Origin of the sequence: Pseudomonas sp. fls2-241-TYG-175 (assembly GCF_030209155.1) — a bacterium.
Lineage (GTDB): Bacteria > Pseudomonadota > Gammaproteobacteria > Pseudomonadales > Pseudomonadaceae > Aquipseudomonas > Aquipseudomonas viridiflava.
This window is the reverse complement of record NZ_JARVSO010000020.1, coordinates 130831-153589: the sequence shown is the minus strand read 5'-3', so window position 1 is coordinate 153589 and position 22759 is coordinate 130831. Positions and strand designations below refer to the sequence as shown.

Annotated in this window: 22 protein-coding genes and 1 pseudogene; 12 read left to right on the top strand and 11 right to left on the bottom strand. The window is 59.4% G+C overall.

Annotation, left to right across the window (positions count from 1 at the left end):
* Nucleotide 1: 1 nt before the first annotated feature.
* The 4 genes from QRN20_RS15680 to atzF are packed head-to-tail and all read right to left on the bottom strand — an operon-like array spanning nucleotide 2 to nucleotide 4968.
* Nucleotides 2-922 (bottom strand): ABC transporter permease, encoded by a 921-nt coding sequence (locus QRN20_RS15680; protein WP_122412262.1) that lies wholly within the window; start codon nucleotides 920-922, stop codon nucleotides 2-4.
* The gene (locus QRN20_RS15675) at nucleotides 915-2024 is read right to left on the bottom strand and encodes an ABC transporter permease (protein ID WP_122412261.1); all 1110 of its coding nucleotides are present in this window, start codon (nucleotides 2022-2024) and stop codon (nucleotides 915-917) included. Before QRN20_RS15675 ends, QRN20_RS15680 begins: the two co-directional genes overlap by 8 nt.
* Nucleotides 2025-2034: 10 nt before the next feature.
* Nucleotides 2035-3144 carry a BMP family ABC transporter substrate-binding protein gene (locus tag QRN20_RS15670; RefSeq protein WP_122412260.1) on the bottom strand — a complete coding sequence of 370 codons (1110 nt, stop codon included), beginning with the start codon at nucleotides 3142-3144 and terminating at the stop codon, nucleotides 2035-2037.
* A 15-nt stretch (nucleotides 3145-3159) separates the two neighbouring features.
* Nucleotides 3160-4968: an allophanate hydrolase gene (gene atzF, locus QRN20_RS15665; RefSeq protein WP_163001080.1), complete on the bottom strand. Its 1809-nt coding sequence runs from the start codon at nucleotides 4966-4968 to the stop codon at nucleotides 3160-3162.
* A 363-nt stretch (nucleotides 4969-5331) separates the two neighbouring features.
* Here atzF and QRN20_RS15660 point away from each other — a divergent pair, with 363 nt between their 5' ends.
* The 3 genes from QRN20_RS15660 to QRN20_RS15650 are packed head-to-tail and all read left to right on the top strand — an operon-like array spanning nucleotide 5332 to nucleotide 6877.
* Complete coding sequence (locus QRN20_RS15660) at nucleotides 5332-5871, top strand: PAAR domain-containing protein (RefSeq protein ID WP_122412258.1); 540 nt, start codon at nucleotides 5332-5334, stop codon at nucleotides 5869-5871.
* A complete protein-coding gene (locus tag QRN20_RS15655; RefSeq protein WP_029242033.1) occupies nucleotides 5871-6593 on the top strand; it encodes a peptidoglycan recognition protein family protein in 723 nt (240 codons plus the stop codon). Before QRN20_RS15660 ends, QRN20_RS15655 begins: the two co-directional genes overlap by 1 nt.
* Entirely contained in the window at nucleotides 6590-6877 is a 288-nt protein-coding gene (locus QRN20_RS15650; protein ID WP_029242034.1) for a hypothetical protein, read from the top strand. The genes QRN20_RS15655 and QRN20_RS15650 overlap by 4 nt, the downstream gene beginning before the upstream one ends.
* 86 nt (nucleotides 6878-6963) lie before the next feature.
* On the opposite strand, the gene QRN20_RS15645 is transcribed toward QRN20_RS15650, so the two are convergent.
* Complete coding sequence (locus tag QRN20_RS15645; protein ID WP_122412257.1) at nucleotides 6964-7860, bottom strand: GDP-mannose 4,6-dehydratase; 897 nt, start codon at nucleotides 7858-7860, stop codon at nucleotides 6964-6966.
* Nucleotides 7860-8891, bottom strand: coding sequence for a GDP-mannose 4,6-dehydratase (gmd, locus tag QRN20_RS15640; RefSeq protein WP_058432076.1), 1032 nt, complete (start codon nucleotides 8889-8891; stop codon nucleotides 7860-7862). Before gmd ends, QRN20_RS15645 begins: the two co-directional genes overlap by 1 nt.
* 262 nt (nucleotides 8892-9153) lie before the next feature.
* Here gmd and QRN20_RS26925 point away from each other — a divergent pair.
* Both QRN20_RS26925 and QRN20_RS26920 read left to right on the top strand, forming a co-directional pair.
* Nucleotides 9154-9879: pseudogene (locus QRN20_RS26925) on the top strand (PAS domain-containing protein); the annotation flags it as partial.
* A gap of 30 nt (nucleotides 9880-9909) precedes the next feature.
* On the top strand, nucleotides 9910-10467 hold the full coding sequence (locus tag QRN20_RS26920) for a methyl-accepting chemotaxis protein (RefSeq protein ID WP_374729072.1): 558 nt from the start codon (nucleotides 9910-9912) through the stop codon (nucleotides 10465-10467).
* 45 nt (nucleotides 10468-10512) lie between these two features.
* Here the strand turns inward: QRN20_RS26920 and QRN20_RS15630 are convergent, their stop codons facing one another.
* Both QRN20_RS15630 and QRN20_RS15625 read right to left on the bottom strand, forming a co-directional pair.
* A complete protein-coding gene (locus QRN20_RS15630; RefSeq protein ID WP_122412255.1) occupies nucleotides 10513-12084 on the bottom strand; it encodes an alkaline phosphatase D family protein in 1572 nt (523 codons plus the stop codon).
* Nucleotides 12077-12640 carry a GNAT family N-acetyltransferase gene (locus tag QRN20_RS15625; RefSeq protein WP_029242039.1) on the bottom strand — a complete coding sequence of 188 codons (564 nt, stop codon included), beginning with the start codon at nucleotides 12638-12640 and terminating at the stop codon, nucleotides 12077-12079. Before QRN20_RS15625 ends, QRN20_RS15630 begins: the two co-directional genes overlap by 8 nt.
* A gap of 186 nt (nucleotides 12641-12826) precedes the next feature.
* Between QRN20_RS15625 and QRN20_RS15620 the strand changes: the two genes are divergently transcribed.
* From QRN20_RS15620 to QRN20_RS15600, 5 genes are all read left to right on the top strand, one after another.
* A complete protein-coding gene (locus QRN20_RS15620) occupies nucleotides 12827-13234 on the top strand; it encodes an ExbD/TolR family protein (protein ID WP_003380333.1) in 408 nt (135 codons plus the stop codon).
* 1 nt (nucleotide 13235) lies between these two features.
* Nucleotides 13236-14000, top strand: coding sequence for an energy transducer TonB family protein (locus QRN20_RS15615; RefSeq protein WP_122412254.1), 765 nt, complete (start codon nucleotides 13236-13238; stop codon nucleotides 13998-14000).
* Between the two features lie 20 nt (nucleotides 14001-14020).
* Nucleotides 14021-16300, top strand: coding sequence for a TonB-dependent receptor (locus tag QRN20_RS15610; protein WP_029242041.1), 2280 nt, complete (start codon nucleotides 14021-14023; stop codon nucleotides 16298-16300).
* A gap of 25 nt (nucleotides 16301-16325) precedes the next feature.
* Nucleotides 16326-16976 carry a MotA/TolQ/ExbB proton channel family protein gene (locus QRN20_RS15605; protein WP_088235979.1) on the top strand — a complete coding sequence of 217 codons (651 nt, stop codon included), beginning with the start codon at nucleotides 16326-16328 and terminating at the stop codon, nucleotides 16974-16976.
* An 89-nt stretch (nucleotides 16977-17065) separates the two neighbouring features.
* Nucleotides 17066-18280, top strand: a complete 1215-nt coding sequence (locus QRN20_RS15600) for a phospholipase D-like domain-containing protein (protein ID WP_422917617.1) — start codon at nucleotides 17066-17068, stop codon at nucleotides 18278-18280.
* A 75-nt stretch (nucleotides 18281-18355) separates the two neighbouring features.
* On the opposite strand, the gene QRN20_RS15595 is transcribed toward QRN20_RS15600, so the two are convergent.
* On the bottom strand, nucleotides 18356-18829 hold the full coding sequence (locus QRN20_RS15595) for a Dps family protein (RefSeq protein WP_004883263.1): 474 nt from the start codon (nucleotides 18827-18829) through the stop codon (nucleotides 18356-18358).
* A 219-nt stretch (nucleotides 18830-19048) separates the two neighbouring features.
* Between QRN20_RS15595 and mltA the strand changes: the two genes are divergently transcribed.
* Entirely contained in the window at nucleotides 19049-20212 is a 1164-nt protein-coding gene (gene mltA / locus QRN20_RS15590; protein WP_029242044.1) for a murein transglycosylase A, read from the top strand.
* A 307-nt stretch (nucleotides 20213-20519) separates the two neighbouring features.
* On the opposite strand, the gene QRN20_RS15585 is transcribed toward mltA, so the two are convergent.
* Both QRN20_RS15585 and parS read right to left on the bottom strand, forming a co-directional pair.
* Nucleotides 20520-20993 carry an RES family NAD+ phosphorylase gene (locus tag QRN20_RS15585; RefSeq protein ID WP_058432081.1) on the bottom strand — a complete coding sequence of 158 codons (474 nt, stop codon included), beginning with the start codon at nucleotides 20991-20993 and terminating at the stop codon, nucleotides 20520-20522.
* Entirely contained in the window at nucleotides 20990-21439 is a 450-nt protein-coding gene (gene parS, locus QRN20_RS15580; RefSeq protein WP_285360726.1) for a type II RES/Xre toxin-antitoxin system antitoxin, read from the bottom strand. Before parS ends, QRN20_RS15585 begins: the two co-directional genes overlap by 4 nt.
* A gap of 312 nt (nucleotides 21440-21751) precedes the next feature.
* Between parS and QRN20_RS15575 the strand changes: the two genes are divergently transcribed.
* On the top strand, nucleotides 21752-22759 hold the full coding sequence (locus QRN20_RS15575; protein WP_029242047.1) for a response regulator: 1008 nt from the start codon (nucleotides 21752-21754) through the stop codon (nucleotides 22757-22759).

Sequence of the window (22759 nt, the reverse complement as noted above, 5' to 3'; positions counted from 1 at the left end):
TTCATCGGGTCATGCTCAATTCGCCGGGCGCGCCGTTCAGCGTTCGGCCACGGCGGCAGGTCGCATACATCACGCCCAAGGTCAGCGCGTAGGGCGCGGCCGCAAACAGGTAGTAGCCGCTGCTGATGCCCACGGCTTGCAACGCCGGACCAATCGCACCGGCTGCGCCGAACAACAGCGACGCCCACAGGCACGCGAGCGGCCGCCAGCGGGCGAAAATCACCAGCGCCACGGCCATCAGGCCCTGACCGCTGGACAAGCCTTCGTTCCAGCTGCCGGGGTAATACAGGGACAGGTACGCACCGCCAATGCCTGCCAGCGCGCCGCCAATGGCCGTCGCGACGATGCGCACCTTGATCGGCTGATAGCCCAGCGCCTGAGCGGTCTCGGCGTGATCACCCACCAGTCGCAGCATCAGGCCCCAGCGCGTGCTGCGCAGGCCCCAATGCAACGCGAACGCCAGCGCCACACCAATGAAAAACAGTACGTTGATGTTCAAGGCCGAACGCAAACGTTCTTCATCGCTCCACGCACCCAGCGCCAGTGACGGCAGCATGGGGGCCTGCGGCTGAATGAACGCCTTGCCGAGAAAGAACGCCAGACCGGTGCCGAGCAGAATCAACGCAATACCGAACGCAATATCGTTGACGCGTGGCAACGAACAGGCGATGCCGTGCAACAGGCCCAGCAGCAGGCCGACGCCGGCAGCTGCGCACACGCCCAGCCAGGCTGAGCCCGTCAGGCATGCAGCGGCATAGCCCGACATCGCGCCAGCCACCAGAATGCCTTCCAGCCCCAGATTGATGCGGCCGCTCTTTTCCGTCAGGCATTCGCCCAGGCTGACAAACAGGAAGGGCGTGCCGACGCGGATCGAACCGGCCAGCAGCGCCAGCAAAAAGGTGCTCAGGTCGATATCAGCCACGTTGCAGTGCTCCTTTTTCGACGACCGGCTGCGGTTGCGCGAGCCTGATCTTCCAGGCCGCCAGCCGCCCGCTCAGGGCTTCCCAGAGCAACAGATTGGTGAACAGCAGTCCTTCGAGAATCAGCGTGGTGGCATCCGGCAGCCCGAGACGCCGCTGCAACAGGCCACCGCTGGCTTCCAGGCCGCCCAGCAGAATCGCGCAGAAGATGATCGCCAGCGGATGATGGCGAGCGGCGAACGCGACCAGAATGCCGCTGGTGCCATACCCCGCGATCATCGCGACATTGGCGCTGCCTTGTACCGCCGTGACTTCGAACATGCCTGCCAGACCGGCTGCAGCACCGCCAAGCAGGCAGCTCAGCAGAATCAGTCGATCCACCGGCAGGCCGATCATCAACGCCGTGCGCACGTTGCCGCCGACGACCGCGAGGGCGAAACCCTTGACGCTGTGGCGCACTAATACGTACGCGAGCAGACAGGCAATCACCCCGGCTACAAGCCCCCAGTGCACTTCGAAACTGTCGCTGATGGTGCCGACCATATAGGCCTCATCCAGCGGCGGCGTGGACGGCTTGTTCAGGCTCGCCGGATCGCGCAGCGGTCCTTCGACCATTTGCCTGAACAGCGCGAGCGCGATGTACGACAGCAACAGGCTGCTGATGGTCTCGTTGACGCCCCGGTGCTGGCGCATCCAGCCACTCAGACCGATCCACAGTGCACCGGTCAGCATCGCGATGAGGCCCATGCAACCGAGCATCAGCCAGGGCGCCACCGGCGGCAGCCAGAGCGGCGTGACCGCTGCTGCCAGCCCGCCGAGCACCAGGGCACCTTCGCCGCCAATGATGATCAGCCCGGCCCGCGCGGGCAGAGCCACGCAGAGCGCGGTCAGCATCAGCGGCGCGGCGCGCTGCAAGGTGTTTTCCAGCGCAAACCAGGAGCCGAATGCGCCTTCGCCGACCAGATGCAGGGCCTGCCACGCAGGCTTGCCCTGAACCGTGAGGAACAGCAGAAACAGCACGCATGACGACAGCACCGCCAACAGCGTCGGCAGGCCCGGCAACAGCGCTACGGCAATACGCCGCAGGGTTCGCGAGACCAACATCGGGCGCTCCTCAGATCTGGCCAACAACGCCTTCCACCAGATAATTCATGCTTTCCAGCGCGATATCGGTCTGCGCCTGAGACACGCCGTCGGCGATCACGACCTTGCCTTTGTTGTCCTTGAGCAGGCCTTTGTAAATCACGAAGCCGCCGGCCATCATCTGCGCCTTGATCGCGTCGGCGTTTTTCTTGGCTTCGGCACTGACGGCGGGTCCGTAGGGCGACGTCTTGACGAAACCATCCCGCAAACCGCCGCGCAGGAAATTGATCATCGGCGCACCGTGCTGGATCGCGGCGACGTGAGATTTGTAGGGCGTTTCCCAGTTCCATTCGGCACCGGTCAGATAGCCTTTGGGCGCGAGCGCCGCCTGGCTGGCGTGATAACCGCAGGTCATCGCGCCACGTTTCTCGGCCGTTTCGACAATCACCTTGGGGCCGTCGACGTGGCAGGTCAGCACATCGCAACCCTGATCGATCAGGCTGTTGGCGGCTTCTGCTTCCTTGATCGGCAATGACCAGTCACCGGTGAAAATCACGGTGGTGACAATGCTCGGGTCCACCGAGCGCGCGCCCATGGCAAACGCGTTCAGGTTGCGCAGCACCTGCGGCACCGGCTTGGCGGCGACAAAGCCGAGCTTTTTCGACTTGCTCATGTGCCCGGCAACCACGCCGTTCAGGTATTGGGCTTCGTCGATGTAGCCGAAGAAGCTGCCTGCGTTCATTGGGTCGCTACCGGCCTTCCACAGTCCGCCGCAGTGGGCAAAACGCACGTCCGGGTATTTCTTCGCCACCTTGACCACGTGCGGATCGAAGTAACCGAAAGAGGTCGCAAAGATCAGTGTCGCGCCGTCCTGACGAATCATGGCTTCCATGGTTTTCTGCACGGCCACGGTTTCCGGGACGTTCTCTTCCTCGATCACCTTGACGTTGGGCAGCGTCTTGATAATGGCGGCCGCCTGCGCGTGGGCCTGGTTGTAACCAAAGTCATCGCGGGCGCCCACGTAGATGAAACCCACCACCAGCGGGGCATCGGCGGCATAGACCCGACTGAACGGCAGCGCCGCGCTTAGACCGATAATGCCCGCCAGTTTCATGAAACTGCGACGATCGACATTCGACATTGTTGCTACCCCTGATCAATGAGTCTTGGAAGACGTGGTGTTCGCGGCGCAATAGGCGCGCCAGCCTTTGAATTCGGTGATGTCCTGTGCGCCCGCAAGCCCGCCGGGTTCGCAGATGAAACCCTTGACCCATTGGCCGTCGGCGAGCTGCAACGAGCCGATGCCCAGCGGTGCAGGAATGGCGGCGACGAACGCGCCGAAAAGGCTGAGCGGCATTTCCCAGACCTCGATTTCGATGTTCGCGCCCTGTTCAGGCACACGAACCAGTCCGGGTTTGGCTGGCGTGGTGTTGGCCAGCGCATAGAGTCGATATTCGGCACTGGTCGTGGTCAGGCTGCGCAGGCGAGCGCCGCCTTCAAGCAGTTGCCAATTAAGTGGCTGCCCCTGTAAGTGAGCGCCGACCACAGCGACCTGAACGGTCGCGACATTGAAGGGCAGGGGCGCCAGCGCCACGCTGTCGCGCTGATCGCTCGCACCGAAATACGCTTGCCAGCCTGCTGCGATTTCAGCCAGACGCTGGTCAGCGCCCGCCGGACCGATCAGCGTGATACCGGCAGGCAGACCGTCATCTCGACGATGCGCCGGAATGGCCAGCGCACTCATGTTCATCAGGTTGACGAAGTTGGTGTAGTAACCCAGCTGCGAGTTGAGTTCGACCGGATTGGCCAGCACGGCCTCGATGGTCGGCATGCAGGGCGCGGTCGGCACCACCAGCACATCGACCTCGGCCAGCAGCGCTTGCGCCGCGCGAGTCAGCTCGGCGAGGCGATAACGCGCCTTGAAAGCGTCCACTGCGTCGAACTGATCGGCGCTCTGCAAAATTCCGCGCACCACCGGGTGAATGTCTGCCGCATTCGTCTCGAAAAACGCACCGACCGCAGCGCGCCGTTCGGCGACCCATGGGCCTTGATAGAGCAGGGCGGCGGCCTCGGCAAAGACATCGAATGCAACGTAGGTCAGCGTGACCAGTGGATCGCTTTCGAGTGACTTCAGCGCTTTGTCGAACGCAGCGGCTGCCTGGGTATCGCCGAAGAACTCACAGGGTTGCGGGACGGCGACCCGCCGCGCCCGACGCAATACCGGCAACGCCTGCACCGCGACACTGGCCGAATCCAGTGCATCGAAATCAGCCATGACCTGCGCGACCTGCCAGGCCTGCGCCACGTCGTTGGCGAAGATCGACGGACAGTCCAGCGTGCGACAGGCCGGAACGACACCGCGACTGCTGAACAGCCCCAGGCTCGGCTTGAGCCCGACGATCCCGTTGAAACCCGCAGGCACCCGGCCCGACCCCGCCGTGTCCGTGCCCAATGCAAAACACACATGACCCCGGGCAACGGCCACGGCAGAACCCGAGCTTGAACCGCCGCTGACATACGCCGGATCACAGGCATTGCGCACCGCGCCATAGGGCGAGCGAACCCCCACCAATCCCGTCGCGAACTGATCCAGGTTGGTCTTGCCGATCAAGACCGCGCCGCTGTCCAGCAAGCGCTGCACCACATGCGCGGTGGTCTGAGCCTGATAGGCAAACTCGGAACAGGCCGCCGTGGTGGGCAGACCCGCGACATCGAAATTGTCCTTCACCGCGAAAGGAATGCCGAACAGCGGCACCCTTTCGTACAGCGCATCGCCCAGTTCTTCCGCCAGAACGCCGAGCGTCTTTGCTCTTTCGAGCAAACGGGAAAGCGGCTCGCGGTGAATCCAGACTTCCGGACGGTCGTCTGCGTCAATCTGCGCATGCAGGTCCTGAAGGAAGGTCGACAGTGAGGTCTGGCCGGTGCTGAGTGACGTCTGAATGGCAGCGATATCGAGAGCAGTCATGGGCGTGTTCATTCATGTATACAAGATTGAATGTGCCAGAGCAGGATTCGTGCCGGGTGGGCCTCAGGCTTGAGTACTGAGGGTTGGAGGTTTTTTTTGAGAGAGAGAACGCGGACTGACGCGCCATTGATGAGCACTGGGGTGGAGGCGTGCACAAGAAGCGAACAGCCTTCACGCAGCGTGCGTCAGGTTCTCCCGGATCAGAATCGAATTACCAACAGATCACTGATTTCTGCTTTCCCGTCTTACTTAAAGAGTGATGCTGGTTGGCCATTATTGAGCGTCGACATTGGCGATTCTAATATGCGAGCGGTAAAGAGTTTGATCAGGACCTTATTCTTCAACTGCCGACAGGAGTCATGCATGGCAAAGCCCGCTGCACGTATAACGGATCCGACCCGTTGCCCGATGCCCGGACATGGAAGCAAGGCCATTGCTTCCGGATCTGCCGACGTTTTCTTCGATGGGCTGGCGGCAGCTCGCCAAGGTGATACCTGCACCTGCGGCAGTTCGCTGGTTTCGGGAGTGTCCGCGACGGTTTTCATCAACGGTAAAAACGCCGCTGTGGTTGACAGTGTGGGCACTCACGGAGACATCGTGGTGGGTGGCTCCGGCACTGTGATCATCGGTGACTCGCATACCCCAGCACCGTTCGTCCCCCCTCTGCCACTGTCTATTCAAAAGATGTATGGACAGTCGTTCAGCATTACTGACAGTGAGACAGGCAAGCCCTTGGCATTGCGTGATTACGTGGCCACAGTCGACGGTGTACAGACAACTGGCGTGACCGATGCCAATGGTGTGGCCCACATCAAAACCCCGACGCCGGACGCCAGCATATCGCTGCACGTCAAGTTCAGTGCTCCGGCAAGAACGCTTCATGAACTGTCGGAGGATCAGTGATGGCTGCCCTGTTCAACACTCAAGCCACTGCGCAGGAGATCAAGCCGGGTGAACGGATGTGCCCGATCCCAATCACCGTCAACGACCGCGCAGCGACACGCGAGGCCATCATAAAAAAGGTTCGGTCCTTGAGCGCAACGTTTGTTGAGCGTTCCGCATGGGGTGCTTTGAAAGGCAAACCCGATATGGAAAAGGATTGGGATTACAGCATGATTGCCTTGCACCACGCCGGGCGAAGCCACAGCTGCACACCCGGTGCAGCGCAGATGCTGGATATTCAGCAAGGCCATCTGAGCCAGAAATACGACGATATCGGCTATCACTACGGCATCGATTGCACAGGAAAGATCTTTGAGGGGCGTGACATCCGGCTTCTGGGATCAAGCGTTTTAAAATTCAATACCGGTTTGATCGGCATTGTCTTGCTGGAAAACCTCACCACGCCGGAAGAGGGCGGTGACTGGGTTGCCACAGGGCGAATGGCCTTGGACAGCCTGGGCTACAGCACGACAAACGTGATCCCGGCCGTGCAGATCGACGCGCTAAAGCACCTCATCGGCGCACTCAAAAGTGTTTTCGTCATCAAGCACTTTGGCGGACACAGGGAGTATCCGGGACAAGCGTCCGAAGGGAAAATCTGTCCTGGAAATATCGGTATGGAGCTGGTCAGAAACCTCAGAACCCAAACCGGACTGCTACCTCCGCCGACATCGCAAGAATGAAGAAACTACTCATTGCAGCTGTGCTGACTCTTTTGGCCGTGTTGTATGTCGGCTATTACGAAGCCCTTGAAGACGGCGATATCGAGACGGTGTGGTTCCTGAAGAAGCACCCGACCTTTCAAGTGAAGTTTTATAACATTCACGCCAACGATGGTGAGATACGCCGGGTTGAGCGCCTGACGGATGAAGAGCGAAAGTGGATTATTGAATACTGCCGCTACCGGTTAGGAATCGATACCAAACTGCAGACGCAGGAAGATGTCGAAGTGTGTCGAAGAAAATAGGCTCTCGGAAGTCTGTTTCAATGCCTCACAAGAAGAGAAACAGGCCCAGCCCTCTTCGCAGGCAGGCCTGTTCAGGTCGCTGATCATCAGTGGGCAGACAACATCCACTCCAGTGTTTCGCGCAGGTGCGGTGTACTCCATCCCGGCACTGATCGCTTGAGTTGGACGTTGCACCCACACAAGGTTTTCACTTCATTGTCGCGAACGAAATCAGGGTTCACGCGAACCTCGATTTCATGCCCGGTGATTTCCTGGCACATCTCGATCACCTCACGCAGCGAGTGGGTCACACCCGAGCACACGTTGAGGGTCTTCCCCAAAGGCCGGGCTTCCAGCAAACCTCGATAGGCGCTGGTGACGGCGCGTACATCACTGAAATCCCGCCATACGTCCAGGTTGCCCAGTTCGATCGTGCTTTCTCTTCGTGTGAAGTGGGACACGATCTTGGGCAGCAGGAAGTTTTCGGCTTGCCCGACTCCGGTGTAATTGAACGGACGCGTGATCACCAGCGGCAGCCGGGCGTGCCAGAGGCTTGCCATGTACTCCATGGCAAGCTTGCTCACGGCATAGTCGTTGGCAGGCGCAGGAATCGTTGTTTCATCCAGCATGCCGGAGGACGCATTGCCGTAGACGTTGGCACTGCTGGCGAGCAGGACGCAATCGGGCGTTTTTCCGCTGGCTTCGATGGCCTCAAGAAGGTTGCGTGTGCCGATCAGGTTCACCTGATAGAACGCTTCCGGTGATCCGTGACCCACGAAGGCCAGCGCAGCGAGGTGGACGACGATATCCGGCTGGATCCCGGCAAGCAGCGCAGTCAGCCCGTTCACATCCAGCAGATCGACCTGATGGTAGTTATCGCTGTCCGACGGCTGGCTGCCCATGCCCACAACCTCGCAACCCTGGGCTGCGAGTTCTCTGGCCATGAAGCTTCCCGTGAAACCGTGGATGCCCGTTATCAATGCGCGTTTACCGGCGATGCTCATCAGAAGGAAAAACCTTTTTCGTTTCGACGAAGATCCGCTTCAACCATCATGCGGCACAGTTCCTCAAGGTGGGTCTTCGGTTCCCAACCCAGTACTTCACGGGCTTTGGCAGGATTGCCGATCAACAGTTCCACTTCGGTAGGCCGGTAGAACTTCGGATTGACGGACACCAGGACCTTACCGGTGGCCGCATCGATCCCGCGTTCGGACTCGGCTTCGCCTTCCCACTGGACCGTAACGCCTGTGGCCTTGAACGCCATGCTCACGAAACTGCGGACGGTTTCGGTACGGTTGGTGGCCAGCACAAAGCTGTCCGGCGTTTCAGCCTGCAGCATCCGCCACATGCCTTCGACGTACTCCTTGGCAAATCCCCAGTCGCGCTTGGCGTCCATGTTGCCCAGCTCGAAGGAGTCCATCAGGCCCATGTTTATCTTGGCAACCGAATCAGTGATCTTGCGTGTCACGAACTCACGGCCGCGCAGAGGCGATTCGTGGTTGAACAGAATGCCGCTGGCGCCAAAGATGCCGTAGGACTCACGGTAGTTGATCGTCATCCAGTGCGCGTAGAGCTTGGCGACACCGTAGGGGCTGCGTGGATAGAAGGGTGTGCTTTCAATCTGAGGAATCGACTGGACCTTGCCGAACATCTCGGACGTCGAGGCCTGATAAAAGCGGATTTTCGGATTAACGATCCGGATCGCCTCCAACAGGTTGACCGCGCCAATGCCGGTGATCTGAGCCGTGGTCAGAGGTTGTTCGAATGACACGCCAACAAAACTCTGCGCTGCGAGGTTGTAGATCTCGGTCGCTTCGGTGTTTTGCAGCAAACGGATACTGGCGGACAGGTCGGTCAGGTCGTACTCGACCAGATGGAGATTCGCATCGTGCTGAATCCCGAGTTCCTCTATGCGCCAGAAATTGACAGAGCTGGTCCGGCGATAGGTGCCATAAACGGTATAGCCTTTCTCAAGGAGCAATTGCGCCAGATAGGCGCCGTCCTGACCCGTGATGCCGGTAATGATTGCTTTCATATGAGGTGTTTGACTCCAGCAAGGAACGTGTATCCCGACGCTTTCGAGGTTGCCTGCGCTTCAAGCGAGGGGGAGTTTCAGGGTGAAAGGCTTGGATACGACGCGCCTAGCCCGGTGGCCATCACGGCCATGCCAGTACAGGTTAGCCCGAGTCGTGAAAATTTGCCGGGATCTGAAGCTGCTTCGCATTTCAGACAAAGCGTACTAATCCCGACTACGCTTGTGCCGATAACGTCGTACAACCCACACGAACGGTGCAGTCATGTTCAATACCCGCTTGAAAAAGGAATTACAGGCACAGCAGGCCGAGTTGTCCGTTTATCGGCAGATGCAGAAAGGTATCGACGCGCGCATGGTGGGGTTGACTCTGGACGCCAGCAATCGCATTGCTCATGCCAATGACAATTTCCTCAGAATGCTCGGCTATAGCGCCGATCAACTGCTTGGCAGGAATCTGGATGATCTGGTGCCACCCTACGTCAAGCAACTCGACTGCTACCGCAACCTAAAGGCGGCGGTTCAGAAGGGCGAGTCGGTCATCGACAACTACCGCTTTCTGCGTGCCGATGGCAGCCTGGCGTGGATTCGCGCCATGTGGCAGCCGGTTCTGGATGACAGCGGGAAGCTGATGCACCTGCAGTGCTACGGCTCTGACATTACCCAGACCGTTGAAACCGCAGCCGAGAACTCGGCGTTCATTCAGGCGTTGCTGCGCTCCACGGCGGTGATCGAGTTCGACCTGAGCGGCCACGTTTTGACAGCCAACGATCAGTTCCTGCGCGGCATGGGCTACAACCTGGCGCAGATCAAGGGCAAGCATCACAGCCTGTTCTGCGATCCGCACGAAGTGAGTCAGGCGTCGTACAAGGATTTCTGGGCGACGTTGAACCGCGGCGAATTCGTGGCCAGCCGGTTCAAGCGTGTCGACAGCAGTGGCCGTGATGTCTGGCTGGAAGCGACCTACAACCCTGTTCACGATGCTCAGGGCAAGCTCTACAAGGTCGTCAAGTTCGCAACCGTGGTGACCGATCAGGTCTCGCGTGAAGAAGACGTCAGCCAGGCAGCGAGTGTGGCCTTCGAGATTTCCCAGCAGACCGATGTCAGCGCCCAGCGCGGCGCAGAGGTGGTGCAGAACACCGTGCAGACCATGCGCAAAATCTCCCAGGAGATGGAATCGGCGTCGTCAGGCATCGAGGCACTGGGCAAGCAATCGCTGCTGATCAGCTCTATCGTGCAGACCATCGGCGGCATCGCCCAGCAAACCAACCTGCTAGCCCTCAACGCTGCCATCGAAGCCGCCCGCGCCGGCGAGCAGGGCCGTGGCTTTGCGGTGGTGGCGGACGAAGTCAGGCAACTGGCCGGCCGTACCAGCGCCGCAACCGAAGAGATCGTCAGCGTCGTGCAACAGAACCAGGCGCTGGCCGACGAAGCCGTACGCGGCATGGCCAATAGTCGCAGCCAGGCAGAGCAGGGCCTGATGCTGGCCAACGAGGCAGGCTCGGTGATTATCGAGATTCAGGAAGGTGCGAAACAGGTGGTGGGTGCGGTGGGGCGGTTTGCCAATCAGTTGAAGTAATTGGCGCGCCCCTGGACAGCGCTCACAGGCAGGAAACAATCAACCCTAATCCTGCGTCGCGCCAGTCTTGCCTGCTTCTATCACGAAGCGCTTGAGCGTGGAGACGGTTGCAGCAGGGTTGAGTACGTCGGAAACGATCTGGAAACGGGTCAGCATTTGTTGTTCGCTGAGCTCCACTGACACATAGCCGCGTTGACGACTGTCAAAAAACTTTATGTGCGGATTAAGTCCGAGAATAGAGTTGAAAGCGTCAAACGGAGGTCCGCTGGAGGTGACCGAAGTGCCGACGAATTCGGTGGCGACGATCCTGGAGTCCGGGTTGTTGGCGTCGGCGTGCAGGTCGGTGGTCCAGAATGAGTGGATATCTCCGCCCCAGAACACCGGGTTACGAGTCTTGTGACGTTCCAGAGACGCGAGCATTCGCTCCCGTGTCGCGATGTAGCCATCCCAGCCGTCGGTCCAGCGTCCCAGTGCCTGCGTATCCGGGTTGCGTTGCGTCAGGGGGGCGACCAGCAAGTCCTGCGCGATGACGTTCCATTGCCCCGCAGAGCGGGCAAAACTGTGGTCCAGCCAGGCTTCCTGTTCCCATCCAAGCATGGTGCGTTTCGGATCGCGCAGGTCCGGGCAGTCATTACTTACGACACGACCTCTATGGCTGCCGTTGGCCTGGATGCAAGGCTGTTCGGAGCGGTACTGGCGACCGTCCAGTACGTGAAAGCGCGCCAGACGCCCGTAGTCGATATGACGGTAAATACGCATGTCGGCGCCTTTTGGCAGGCTGCTGGCGCGCAAGGGCATGTGTTCGTAAAACGCCTGATAGGCAGCGGCCCTACGACGCAGGAAGCTCTCTGTCGAGACGTTGGGGTCCTGCGACCATTGGGCTGCGTAGTCATTTTGTACTTCGTGATCATCCCAGGTCGCAATGCTCGGGGCGCAGGCATGCAGCGCCTGCAGGTCCGGGTCGGTCTTGTACTGCGCATAGCGGTTTCGATAACCGGCCAGATCCATCGGCTCGGACGTGACATGGTGCCGTGGAAGGCTGTTTTTTTGCGGGGATATCCCGGATTCGTAGATGTAGTCACCCAGGAAAAACACCAGGTCCGGCCGCTCGTTGGCCAGATGCCTGTAGGCGCTGAAGTAGCCGGCTTCCCAGTGTGAGCAGGAGACGAATCCAAACCGGGCCGTCGGCATGGCGGACAATGGCGGTAACGTACAGGCCTGGCCTGTCGTGCTTTGTGCGCCAAGGCTTTCGAACTGATACCAATAAGGACGTCCTGGCTGCAGGCCGCTTACTTCCACATGCACCGAATGCGCAAAGCGCGGCTGGGCCATGGTCTGTCCGGTGCGTACCACCCGGGTCATCGCTGCATCGCTGGCGACTTTCCAACGTACCGCCACCGGTTTGTCCAGACCGCCGTCACCCATGGCCGTCGTCACTTGTGGTGCCAGGCGGGTCCAGATCACGAAGCCGTCCGGCAGCGGGTCTCCGGACGCTACGCCCAGAGTGAATGGATAATCAACACCTGCACTGCGAGCAAACGGGCTGAGGATTGACAGCAGGACAGCGCCGGATACACCCGTAATGATGCGACGACGATCCGGATCGAAATCAGTCATGACGCGGCTCCAGCGATTCATATTGCGAACGCAACAGCCCGAAAAGCAGCATGTCCTTGAACACGCCGTTTTTCAGGAACACTTCCTTCATCTGGCCTTCATAAGCCAATCCGCATGCCTGTAACACTTTGGCGCTGGCCAGGTTGTCGCTGAAGCACTGACCCGCGATGCGATTGAGGTTCATGACGTTGAATCCATGGTCCAGCAAACCTTGCGCGGCTTCACGCATGTAGCCTTTGTTGCGGTAGGGAGCACCGGTCCAGTAGCCCAGCCAGGCGCTGCGATGTGGCATGGCCAGCCGCATGGAGACGACACCGATCAACTCTTCGGTTCCCAGATGTACCCCCAGACATAACGCCTTGTGATTGGCGAATTGCTCAGCGCCTTCTGCGATGAAGGCGGTGGCATGTGCAAGCGTGTAAGGGGAGGGCAACATGCCGGTCATGGCGGCAATCACAGGATCATCGGCCAGATGTGCCAGCGTTGTCGCCTGTTCGGGTCTAAGCGGGGCGAGCAACAGGCGCGAGGTCTGAATACTGGGCAGCTCGGAGCTCATCTGAGAAATCCGTCGAAGGGAACGCCCGAATGTGCAGCGCTTGCATGTCGATTTCGTGACAGGCGCAAGAACCCTTCAAGTGTCACGAAAACTGCGATTCAGAGCCATGCAATGGTCATCAAAAACTAACCGATCGGACATATTCCGTTGCTAGATTCTCGGCCTCTGACAGAGGCGGAAGACAGCATGAGAACGTGGGACGAACCCAAGAAGCGCAAGGCACACATCGAGCTGATCCCGATGATCGACGTGATGATGTTCCTGTTGGTGTTTTTCGTGCTGGTGAGCTTGAATGTCATCCCGGCATTGGGGATGAAGACTCAGCTACCCAGTGCCAGCAGTTCTCAACAGCTCAAACCGCAGAACAAGTCGATTCTCACCCTGGGCCTCAATGGCGAGCTGCAGCTCGATGGCAAGGCCACAACGGTTGACGCCCTGGTGCCCGCCTTGAAAGCACTGGAAAAGCCCGACACCAAAACCACGATCATCGTTAACAGCGACAAGGGCGTTGAAGTGGCGCGGCTGGTCGAGATCATGGATACCCTGCGCCTGGGTGGCTTTACGTCCGTCTCCATCGCCACGCGTAAATCCTGATATGTATGTCCTGTTTCGCATACGGCAATGGCTCGGCGGTCTGCCTGCATTGCTGGCCCTCATCGCGATCGTGATGGGAATGCAGACCCGGCCATTGAAAATGGAGCCGGTTTACGACGAGTCGGCTGTGGAGCTGGCACTGGTCGAGCCAGAGCCACCTGCGCCGGAGCCAGTCATCCCGCCAGAGACTCAGCCGGTTGAGCCGGTTCAGCCTGATGAACCGCCACCGCCACCCGTGCCTGTGGTTGATAGCGAAGAGGCCGAGCCGCCGCCTCCGCCGCCAAAACCGGTGCCTAAACCCGAGCCGAAACCGAAGCCAGAACCCAAGCCTCGACCCAAACCTGCTCCAGCAGTGGCCAAGCCCGCTGAGCCGGTTCCTGCACCTCGTCAGCCTGTGGTCAGCGCGCCTGTTGCTCCGGTAGCGCCTCCCGCGCCTCCCGCACCGCCCAAAGTCGACACGCAGGGGCTTGAGGGCGGCTACCTCAAGGGATTACGCAACGAGCTGGACGGCTACAAACAGTACCCCACCGGACGCCAGGCATCGCTGGAGCGTCCGAGTGGCGAGGTGATCGTCTGGCTGCTGGTTGACCGTCAGGGGCGAGTGCTGGACTCCGGAATTCAGAGTCAGGCCTCCAGCATGCTGCTGAACCGAGCGGCGACCAGCAGTCTTCGACGTATCAAACAGGTCAAGCCATTTCCCGAGCAAGCCTTCGGCGGACGCAGCGAGCAGCGCTTCACCGCTACCTTCAACTACAGCGTGCAGTAGTACTGACAAGGAACAACGTGATGAGGTTTTCCAGAATTCACCTTGCTTTGGTCGCCGCCGGCATGAGCCACGGTATGGTCATGGCTGACACCAGCAGCGACGTCGGCACCATCGGCGTGCAAGGCAAGGCAACTTCAGGCGGCGGTTACATGGTCCAGGAGGACAGTATCAAGGCGCGCTCCACGGTGACCAAGGAAGCGCTCGACAAGCAGACTGCGACAGGCAATGCGATCGACAAGCTCAAATACACCCCTGGCCTGAACATCTCCAGCGAAGACGCCACGGGCCTGTCCGGTTTCCGTTTCACCATGCGCGGTCTCAACTCCGATCAGGTCGGCATGTCGGTCGACGGCATGCCGATCAATGACTCCGGCAACTACGCGCTGTATTCCAACCTGCTGGGCGACCCTGAAAACATCGACCAGATTTTCGTCACCCAAGGCTCTGCCGAGAGTGACGGTCCGCACATCGGTTCCAGTGGCGGCAATATAGGCATTGTGACGATTCGACCTACCAAGGAAACCGGAGCGTTCGTCAAACAGGTGGCAGGCAGCAATGGCACCTATAAGACCTTCGCCAGACTGAATACCGGTGAGGTCAACGGGCTGAGCAACTGGCTTTCGCTGTCGCACACCGAAGGCGAGAAGTGGCGTGGCGACGGCGCAGTGCGTGCCGACAAGGTTGAATGGAACAGCTTTTTCGACATGGGTTCAGGCAACACCGCCAACCTGATCCTCAAGTACCACGAGCAGGACAACAACAGTTACAGCCAGCTCACCAAGGGCCAGTTTCAGCAAGGCGGACGCAAGTTCGATCCGTACCCGTCCACGCCGGCCTTGGGCAGCAACGGCAAACTGTCCAGCTATTACGAGTTGGCGCAGAACCCGTTCCAGACGTTCACCGGTGTGCTCAATACCCAATTCAAGCTCGCCGACAACCTGTCGCTGTCGGTCATTCCGTATTATTTCTGGGGCAATGGCAGCGGCGTAGCAAGCTCATCCTTCCCGCTCAATCGTGGCTCCAACCAGGGGGGCGTGTTCGACCTGAGCAACCTGCCGACGGCCGCCGCTTACAACGCAGACGGTTCGTCGACTACTGGCGTTTACTACCGGCCGTCACGTACACAAACCTGGCGTCCGGGCATCACCACCAAGCTGAACTGGGATGTCAACGACGAGCATAGTGTGCAGGTCGGCTATTGGTATGAGCGCGCGCGTCAGTTGCAGACCCAGCCATTCATTCGCTTGAAGAGCAACGGCAAACCGCAGAGCATCTGGCCTGATTCGGACTACGTGGTCGATGCCAACGGCAACGAGGTTCAGGGTCGTGACCGTTACACCGTGACGCCCGCGCAGAAAGTCTGGGCGCAGGACACCTGGTACTTCGCTCCGGACTGGACCCTGATTGGCGGTCTGGCGTACATGAATGTCGAGCGCGAAGGGGATAACCACGGCAGCCTGACAGAACGTCCCGAAAAACGTGACCAGACCTACAACAAGCTGTTGCCCAACGTCGGCCTCAAGTACCAACTGGATGAGCGCGATCAGTTGTTCTACAGCCTGTCGCGCAACATGCGGGTGCCGCAGAACTACGTGCTTTACGACCAGGGCGCCGGCTCTATCAACAGCAAGCCGGAAACCAGCTGGAACCATGAGCTGGGCTGGCGCTTTACCGATCAGGACATGACGCTGGCGGCGACCCTGTTCTACATGCAGTTCAAGGATCGGCAAGTGTCATCCAAAGATATCAACGGTGATTTTGCAGACATCAACGCCGGTGCAGTGGACAACAGCGGTCTGGAACTGGAGTGGAGCGGTCTGCTGCCCCATCACTTCAATTACTACACCTCTTACACCTACACCCGCGCCAAACAGAAAGATGACCTGACGGTGTTCAATAACGGCGCAGCCATCGAGCTGCCGACCAGCGGCAAGCAGTTCGCCAACGTGCCGAAGAACATGCTGGCGGCCAACATCGGTTATGACGACGGCAGCTACTACGGCACCTTCGGCGGCAAGCTCACCAGCAAGCTTTATGGTGACCTGACCAACGACGAAAGCATTCCCGGGCGCGCCATCTTCAACCTTGGCGCCGGTATCTACCTGCCCGTGGACAAGAAAATCGTCAAGGACGCGACCTTGCGCCTGAACGTCGACAACCTGTTCGACAAGGAATACCTGGACGGCGTGTACACCACCAAGACCAACGCGGCGACCTACAGCGGTTTCCGCGATGGCGACCCGGCTTACATCGTCGGTGTCGAGCGTACGGTTACCGTCTCTCTCGAAGCCAACTTTTAACTGTCACTGATCCGAGGTCTGCGTCATGGATATGAATCAGCTTCACGACATCACGTTTTATGTGATGTACGCCGCTATCGCGATAGCGATTTTCGTCGCCATCGAGCGAGGTATCTACTTTGCCTATGTACGCCGTCAGGCTCGCGATCTGCGGGCGGCGCTCAGCACATCCGTGCACGGTGAAAAAGACTTGCCCGAAGCGCTGACGCGCAGGCCCGGTCTGCCGCTGGAAATGGTCCTTCCGGTTCTGGCGCAGAAAAGTGCGCAGGGGTCTCGCAGGGATCTGGATGATGTCATCGAAACCCAGTACCTGAGCACCCGTGCACCGCTGTCCCGCAGCCTGTGGCTCATTGAAACCATTACCACGGCGGCCCCATTGCTGGGGCTTCTGGGAACCATTCTGGGGATCATCGACACGTTCAAGGCTCTGGCCAGCGCCGGTGTGTCGGACCCTGGGCAGATTTCTGCCGGTATCGGTACGGCCCTTTACGCCACAGGACTGGGCATTGCCATTGCGCTTTTCTGCGTGGTCTTTCACAACTTCTTCCAGAACAGCCTTGAGCGCATCAACGATCAGCTCAAAATTCTGCTGATCCGTGCCTCCAGTGGTGCGCGGGTTCAGGACGAAACGGTGCATCCGGTCACTGCAGCCCCATTGAACTTCCGGACGGCCTGATCGGCACCCGACGCATGTCTGTGACGCGCGTCGGTGCATCTGGTCTCTGCGACGAGATTCCCATGGTTTCCAATCTTTCGTTTAGCTGTATGCCTTTGCGTCAGTTCGGTCTGACTGTCGCGTTCTGGTTAATGAGTTCGGTTGCTCATGCCGGGTTTGCTATCCAGGGCTTCGAGCTGGTCCATACCGTTCCGGTCGGCACCGATCTTCAGACCCCTGATCTGCGAGCGCCCGGCGAAGTCTGGCGCGAGCTGTTCGATGGTGCCCGGGAGCGCATCGACATCGAGCAGTTCTATGTTGCCGATCAAGCTGGCTCAGTCATGGATAAGGTGATTGAAAGCCTTGGCGCTGCCGGTCAGCGTGGGGTGCAGATACGCTTTCTTCTCGAGGAGAAAGGTCTGAAGCTTTCAGATCCAAATACGCTTGAGCGGTTGCGCAGCATTCCAAACCTCACGCTGCAGGTTCTGCCGTACGCCAGACTGACCGGTAGCGGCATCATCCACGCCAAGTTTTTTGTCGTGGACGGCCAACAGGCGTTCATAGGCAGTCAAAACTTCGACTGGCGCTCGCTCGAACACATTCATGAAACCGGTCTGCGAATAGATGAGCCGGGTGTAGTGCGGCAGGTGCAGGCCATATTCGATCAGGACTGGCGCGCCCAGGCGGCTCTCGCCGAAGGTAAGCCTGCGCCGATACCAGAACCGGGACCCGCTGCCTCGGCTGTCGGCAATTATCTGGTTGCCAGCCCGCAACGCTACAATCCGCCGGGGGTTATCGATTCGCAGCTCGAGCTTCCGCGTCTGCTGGCAGCAGCAAGGCGAGAGGTGCGTGTGCAACTGCTGGACTACGCGCCCTTGTCATACGGGCCGGACAAGGCTCGGCCGTATTACGCTGTGATCGACAACGCTATCCGCAGCGCTGCAGCGCGAGGCGTCTCGATCAAACTGATGGTTTCGGACTGGAACACCGGCATGCCGGAGGTCGCGTACCTGAAGAGCCTGGCACTGGTGCCGAACGTGCAGGTGCGAGTCGTGACGCTGCCGGTCGCCGCGCAAGGCTTCATTCCCTATGCGAGGGTGATCCACAGCAAGACCATGGACATCGATGATCAGATCGCCTGGGTGGGAACCAGTAACTGGCTCGGCGGCTATCTCGATAACTCGCGAAATCTGGAAGTGGTGATGCACGACAGCAGCATGGCCAGCAGGATAGGCGCGTTGCACCGTCAGCTATGGGACAGCCCTTACGCCAGTCCTCTGGAGATAGGTCGTGACTACCCTGAGCCGCATCCCGGCCAGCCGTGAAGTCATGCAACGTGGGAAGTACGGCAAAAAAGCGTCTGGCATTCGCTCAATGGGCGGGTGCCAGACGCTCAGTCATCAATTCCCTTCCAGCAACGTACGCAACATCCACGCAGCCTTTTCATGCACCTGCATCCGCTGTGTCAGCAGGTCGGCGGTGGGTTCGTCGCTGACTTTTTCCAATAGCGGAAACAGACCGCGTGCGGTGCGGACCACGGCTTCCTGACCTTCCACCAACTGCCTGATCATCTCGGCAGCATCAGGCACGCCCGGTTCTTCCTTGATCGACGACAAACGAGCGTAGGTCGAATAGGTGCCTGGAGCCGGAAAGCCCAGTGCGCGGATACGTTCGGCAATGGAATCCACTGCGGTCGCCAGTTCGGTGTACTGCTCTTCGAACAGCAGGTGCAGGGTGCGGAACATCGGGCCGGTGACGTTCCAGTGGAAGTTGTGGGTTTTCAGGTACAGCACATAGGTGTCGGAAAGCAGGTGCGACAGGCCGTCGACGATCTGTTGGCGGTCCTGCTCGTTGATGCCGATTTCAATACGCATATCAGTCCTCAAAGGTCGGATGTATTCAAAAGTTGGATTCATTCTAGAAAGTGCGGATCGTCAGCGGAAATCACCGTTGGCAATGGCAATCATCTACACAACCTATGAGATGAAGGATTCGTATAACTGTCCATCAGGCTCTAGGTCACAGCGCCCGCCTGGGCCACAATGGCGTTTTTTCAACTCAAGCCTGATGCGGCTGTACAAGGATTCGCGCTGATGACGTTCTCTTTCAAACCCTGGCACCGGCGCCTGGCGCTGGTCCTGCCGCTGGCGGTGATGCTGGCTGCGTGTGACAAGTCCGACAAGCCGACCACTGCGCCGAAACCGCCTCACACCACGTATGCTCAGGCCGGTTGGGAAGCGCTGCCCGCAGTGTCCGATGCTGATCTGCAGGCCGGTTTCACCTCATGGCGCAGCGCATGCACCCGCTTGAAAGCCGACGCCGTCTGGGGGCCGACCTGTGCGGCCGCAGCCGGTCTGGAGCCGGTGCCGAGTGTCGAGCAGATCCAGACATTTCTGCACGACCAGTTGCAGGTCTACAGCCTGCGGGCTGATAACGGCAGCGCCGACGGTTTGATCACGGGTTATTACGAGCCGGTCTATCCCGGCAGCCTGACTCAGACTGAAGCGGCGAAGGTGCCGGTGTATGGCGTCCCGGACGATCTGATCGTGGTCAATCTGGACAGTATCTATCCCGAACTCAAGGGCAAGCGCCTGCGCGGTCGTCTGGAAGGCCGGGTACTCAAGCCTTATGACGATGCCGCCACCATTGGTGCCAAGGGCCTGAATGCGCCGGTTGTCGCCTGGCTGACTGATCCGATGGACCTGCAGTTTCTGCAGATCCAGGGCTCGGGACGTGTGCGTCTGGACGATGGCTCGCAAGTGCGTCTGGCTTACGCCGATCAGAACGGTCGGCCGTATCGGGCCATTGGACGCTGGCTGGTCGAGCAGGGCCAGTTGAAGAAGGAGGAGGTCACCATGGGCGCCATCTCCGGTTGGGCCAAGGCCAATCCCCAGCGCGTTCCCGAGCTCCTGGCGAGCAACCCCAGCTACGTGTTCTTCGGCCGTAATCCTGACAGCAACGAAGGCCCGCGCGGTTCGCTCAATGTGCCGCTGACGGCGGGCTACAGCGTGGCGATCGATCGCAAGGTGATTCCACTGGGCAGTCTGTTGTGGCTGTCGACCACACGACCTGACGGCAGCAGCATCGTGCGGCCGGTGGCGGCTCAGGACACTGGCGGTGCCATTGCGGGCGAAGTGCGCGCCGACCTGTTCTGGGGAACGGGTGAAGAAGCAGGCAAGCTGGCCGGTGACATGAAGCAGAAGGGCAATATCTGGCTGCTGTGGCCGAAGAATATGCCGCTGCCTGTTACTGAGTGAGGTTTGCTGGATAAGAGAGAGGCACGTGTCTCCGACATCACGCTGTCGCGCAGCTGATATCGGACTGTGGGAGGCGCCACCACGTCTTCGACGTAGCGCTGTCGCGCAGCAAACTTGGTGGGAGCGGACTTGTCCGCGAATAGGCCTGTACATCCGACGAATATTCATCGGCTGAACTACAGCATTCGCGGACAAACGGAACGCCGCCCGGTCCGCTCCCACAAAATCCAGTTTCTTCAGTGGGTTGCAGGTTGTTTGATAAGAGTCGGCGCAGTCGCTGTTTGCTGTCAGACCGCGCCTGCCTTCGTCAGGTCGTGATTCGACCCAAACGCGCATCCACTGCAAAATCCAGGTCCCGCGCGGTCGCCACGACGGTTGCGAACGCCGGATGCCGCACGTTGAGCAGGTAGTTGGATTCTCGCGGAATGATCACGCTGGGCACTGCCAGCGCCAGGCTGTCACTGGACGCCAGCCAGGCATCGCCGAACGACGCGGTAGCGGGTGGCGCCGGTTCCACGCGCCAGTCGGGCGGCAGGGTGTCGAGGCGTGCATTGAGGATGTGTTCTTCAGCGATCTGCAGTTCAAGCATTGCGTAATGCTGTGCAACTGCGGCATTGCCCAAGTGAACCAGCACTTCCAGCAACGCCAGTGATTCGCTGCCCGCGCAATACACGCAGGCATTGCCCTTGCTGTTCCAGCGCCCTCCATAGAGTTTTGCGCCTTCGCCGTCGAATGCCTGGGCCAGCCATTTGCGCTTGACCAGACGATAGACCGGAATCAAGCCACGACCCCGTGTTCCAGGCGACCGATCAGGTCGAGCACGGCCTGGGCTTCGGCAGACGTTGCGAGCATTTCCAGAGGGCGACGATTGCCCAGTCCATGGACCGGGTTGGCCAGCCAGAGGCGAGTGGCTTCGGTATCGTCCTCGAACAGATCCAGCGTCGCCTTGTACACCGCCGCCAGGCGAAACAGACGATCACTTTCTTCTGAATTGAACTGCCGCACCTTCAACCGACGTTGCAACGTCGCAGGCGCAATGCCCAGATGCTCGGCCAGGGTCGAGCGGTTGAGGTCGGTGTATTGCGCCAGACGTTCGAAGATTTCATAGGGCAGTCCATTGCGCAGCGCCTTGTACAGGCTGTCGCCGCGCGGCGGAATGCCCAGCTTTTGCCAGAAATCCTGCTTCTGGATCATTGCCGGATGATAGTCGCGTATGGCGAGAGACATGATTCACCTCTACTATCGAATGATTATTTGTAAATCTATCATTTGATCATAGGACCATTCCGGCCGAAGTGACAGGCATCCAGAAAAAAATACTGGCGGCAGGCCAATCCTGATAACGATTGTACGTGACGGCTTATGAAACTCTTCTAGTATGACAACGTGTCACGTCGAGATGTGGCGGGAGTGATGTCTATATGATATCTATCATGACATAAGTCTTGCAGCCAGTTGATCTGTAGTCGTTTTAGCCCTGTTGCCGTACCCATGCTATCTGCCTCTGGCAGCCTGATTTTTTGCAGTGAGAACTACACGATGTCCACTCTTGCGCTATTGATATGCGACGACTCCAACATGGCGCGAAAGCAGTTGATGCGGGCCTTGCCTGCCGACTGGGATGTGTCGGTAACGATGGCGACCCAAGGTCAGGAAGGCCTGGAGGCGATCCGCAGCGGGTTGGGCAAGGTCGTGCTGCTGGACCTGACCATGCCGGTCATGGACGGTTATCAGACGCTGGCGGCGATTCGTGAAGAGCACCTGGACGCCAAGGTCATCGTGGTCTCCGGAGACGTGCAGGACGAGGCCGTACGCCGTGTCATGGAACTGGGCGCGCTGGCCTTCCTGAAAAAGCCGGCTGACCCGGACGAACTCAAAAGCACGCTCGAACGCCTTGGCCTGCTGGGCAAACCTTCGGCGCTGCCTGCCGCTGTTGCCGCGCAGCACACGGCGGGGCAGGGCGTCATCAGTTTTCAGGATGCATTCCGCGAAACCGTCAACGTCGCGATGGGCCGAGCCGCTGCATTGCTGGCCAAGGTGCTGGGTGTGTTTGTGCAGTTGCCGGTGCCGAACGTGAACATGCTCGAAGTGGGCGAGTTGCACATGGCGCTCGCCGATGCGCACAGTGATCAGCGCCTGACTGCAGTCTGTCAGGGCTACATCGGTGGCGGCATCGCCGGCGAAGCGCTGTTGATCTTCCACGACTCGGAAATTTCCGGCGTGTCGAAGCTGATGGGCGGCAACTCGCCCGACTCTTCCGACATGGAAATGCTGCTGGACCTGTCCACCATTCTGATCGGTGCCTGCCTGAGCGGGATTGCCGAGCAGATCGATATCGCCTTCTCGCAAGGCCATCCGCAATTGCTGGGTGCCCAGGGCGGCATCGACGAGTTGATCCGCATCAACAGCCAGCGCTGGAAAAAGACTCTGGCGGTGGAGATCAGCTACAGCGTCGAAGGCCACAACATTCATTTTGATCTGCTGATGCTGTTCACCGAAGACTCGGTCGATCTGCTGACCAAAAAACTCGCCTACCTGATGAGCTGA

Bases quoted from the DNA above. Each gene is read 5' to 3' on its own strand.
- atzF (WP_163001080.1), bottom strand. From the start codon at position 4,968: ATGACTGCTCTCGATATCGCTGCCATTCAGACGTCACTCAGCACCGGC.
- QRN20_RS15605 (WP_088235979.1), top strand. From the start codon at position 16,326: ATGGATATGAATCAGCTTCACGACATCACGTTTTATGTGATGTACGCC.
- QRN20_RS15660 (WP_122412258.1), top strand. From the start codon at position 5,332: ATGGCAAAGCCCGCTGCACGTATAACGGATCCGACCCGTTGCCCGATG.
- QRN20_RS15650 (WP_029242034.1), top strand. From the start codon at position 6,590: ATGAAGAAACTACTCATTGCAGCTGTGCTGACTCTTTTGGCCGTGTTG.
- QRN20_RS15645 (WP_122412257.1), bottom strand. From the start codon at position 7,860: ATGAGCATCGCCGGTAAACGCGCATTGATAACGGGCATCCACGGTTTC.
- QRN20_RS15615 (WP_122412254.1), top strand. From the start codon at position 13,236: ATGTATGTCCTGTTTCGCATACGGCAATGGCTCGGCGGTCTGCCTGCA.
- QRN20_RS15620 (WP_003380333.1), top strand. From the start codon at position 12,827: ATGAGAACGTGGGACGAACCCAAGAAGCGCAAGGCACACATCGAGCTG.
- mltA (WP_029242044.1), top strand. From the start codon at position 19,049: ATGACGTTCTCTTTCAAACCCTGGCACCGGCGCCTGGCGCTGGTCCTG.
- parS (WP_285360726.1), bottom strand. From the start codon at position 21,439: ATGTCTCTCGCCATACGCGACTATCATCCGGCAATGATCCAGAAGCAG.
- QRN20_RS15675 (WP_122412261.1), bottom strand. From the start codon at position 2,024: ATGTTGGTCTCGCGAACCCTGCGGCGTATTGCCGTAGCGCTGTTGCCG.
- QRN20_RS15575 (WP_029242047.1), top strand. From the start codon at position 21,752: ATGTCCACTCTTGCGCTATTGATATGCGACGACTCCAACATGGCGCGA.
- QRN20_RS15655 (WP_029242033.1), top strand. From the start codon at position 5,871: ATGGCTGCCCTGTTCAACACTCAAGCCACTGCGCAGGAGATCAAGCCG.
- QRN20_RS15630 (WP_122412255.1), bottom strand. From the start codon at position 12,084: ATGACTGATTTCGATCCGGATCGTCGTCGCATCATTACGGGTGTATCC.
- QRN20_RS15625 (WP_029242039.1), bottom strand. From the start codon at position 12,640: ATGAGCTCCGAGCTGCCCAGTATTCAGACCTCGCGCCTGTTGCTCGCC.
- QRN20_RS15670 (WP_122412260.1), bottom strand. From the start codon at position 3,144: ATGTCGAATGTCGATCGTCGCAGTTTCATGAAACTGGCGGGCATTATC.
- QRN20_RS15595 (WP_004883263.1), bottom strand. From the start codon at position 18,829: ATGCGTATTGAAATCGGCATCAACGAGCAGGACCGCCAACAGATCGTC.
- QRN20_RS15610 (WP_029242041.1), top strand. From the start codon at position 14,021: ATGAGGTTTTCCAGAATTCACCTTGCTTTGGTCGCCGCCGGCATGAGC.
- QRN20_RS15600 (WP_422917617.1), top strand. From the start codon at position 17,066: ATGCCTTTGCGTCAGTTCGGTCTGACTGTCGCGTTCTGGTTAATGAGT.
- gmd (WP_058432076.1), bottom strand. From the start codon at position 8,891: ATGAAAGCAATCATTACCGGCATCACGGGTCAGGACGGCGCCTATCTG.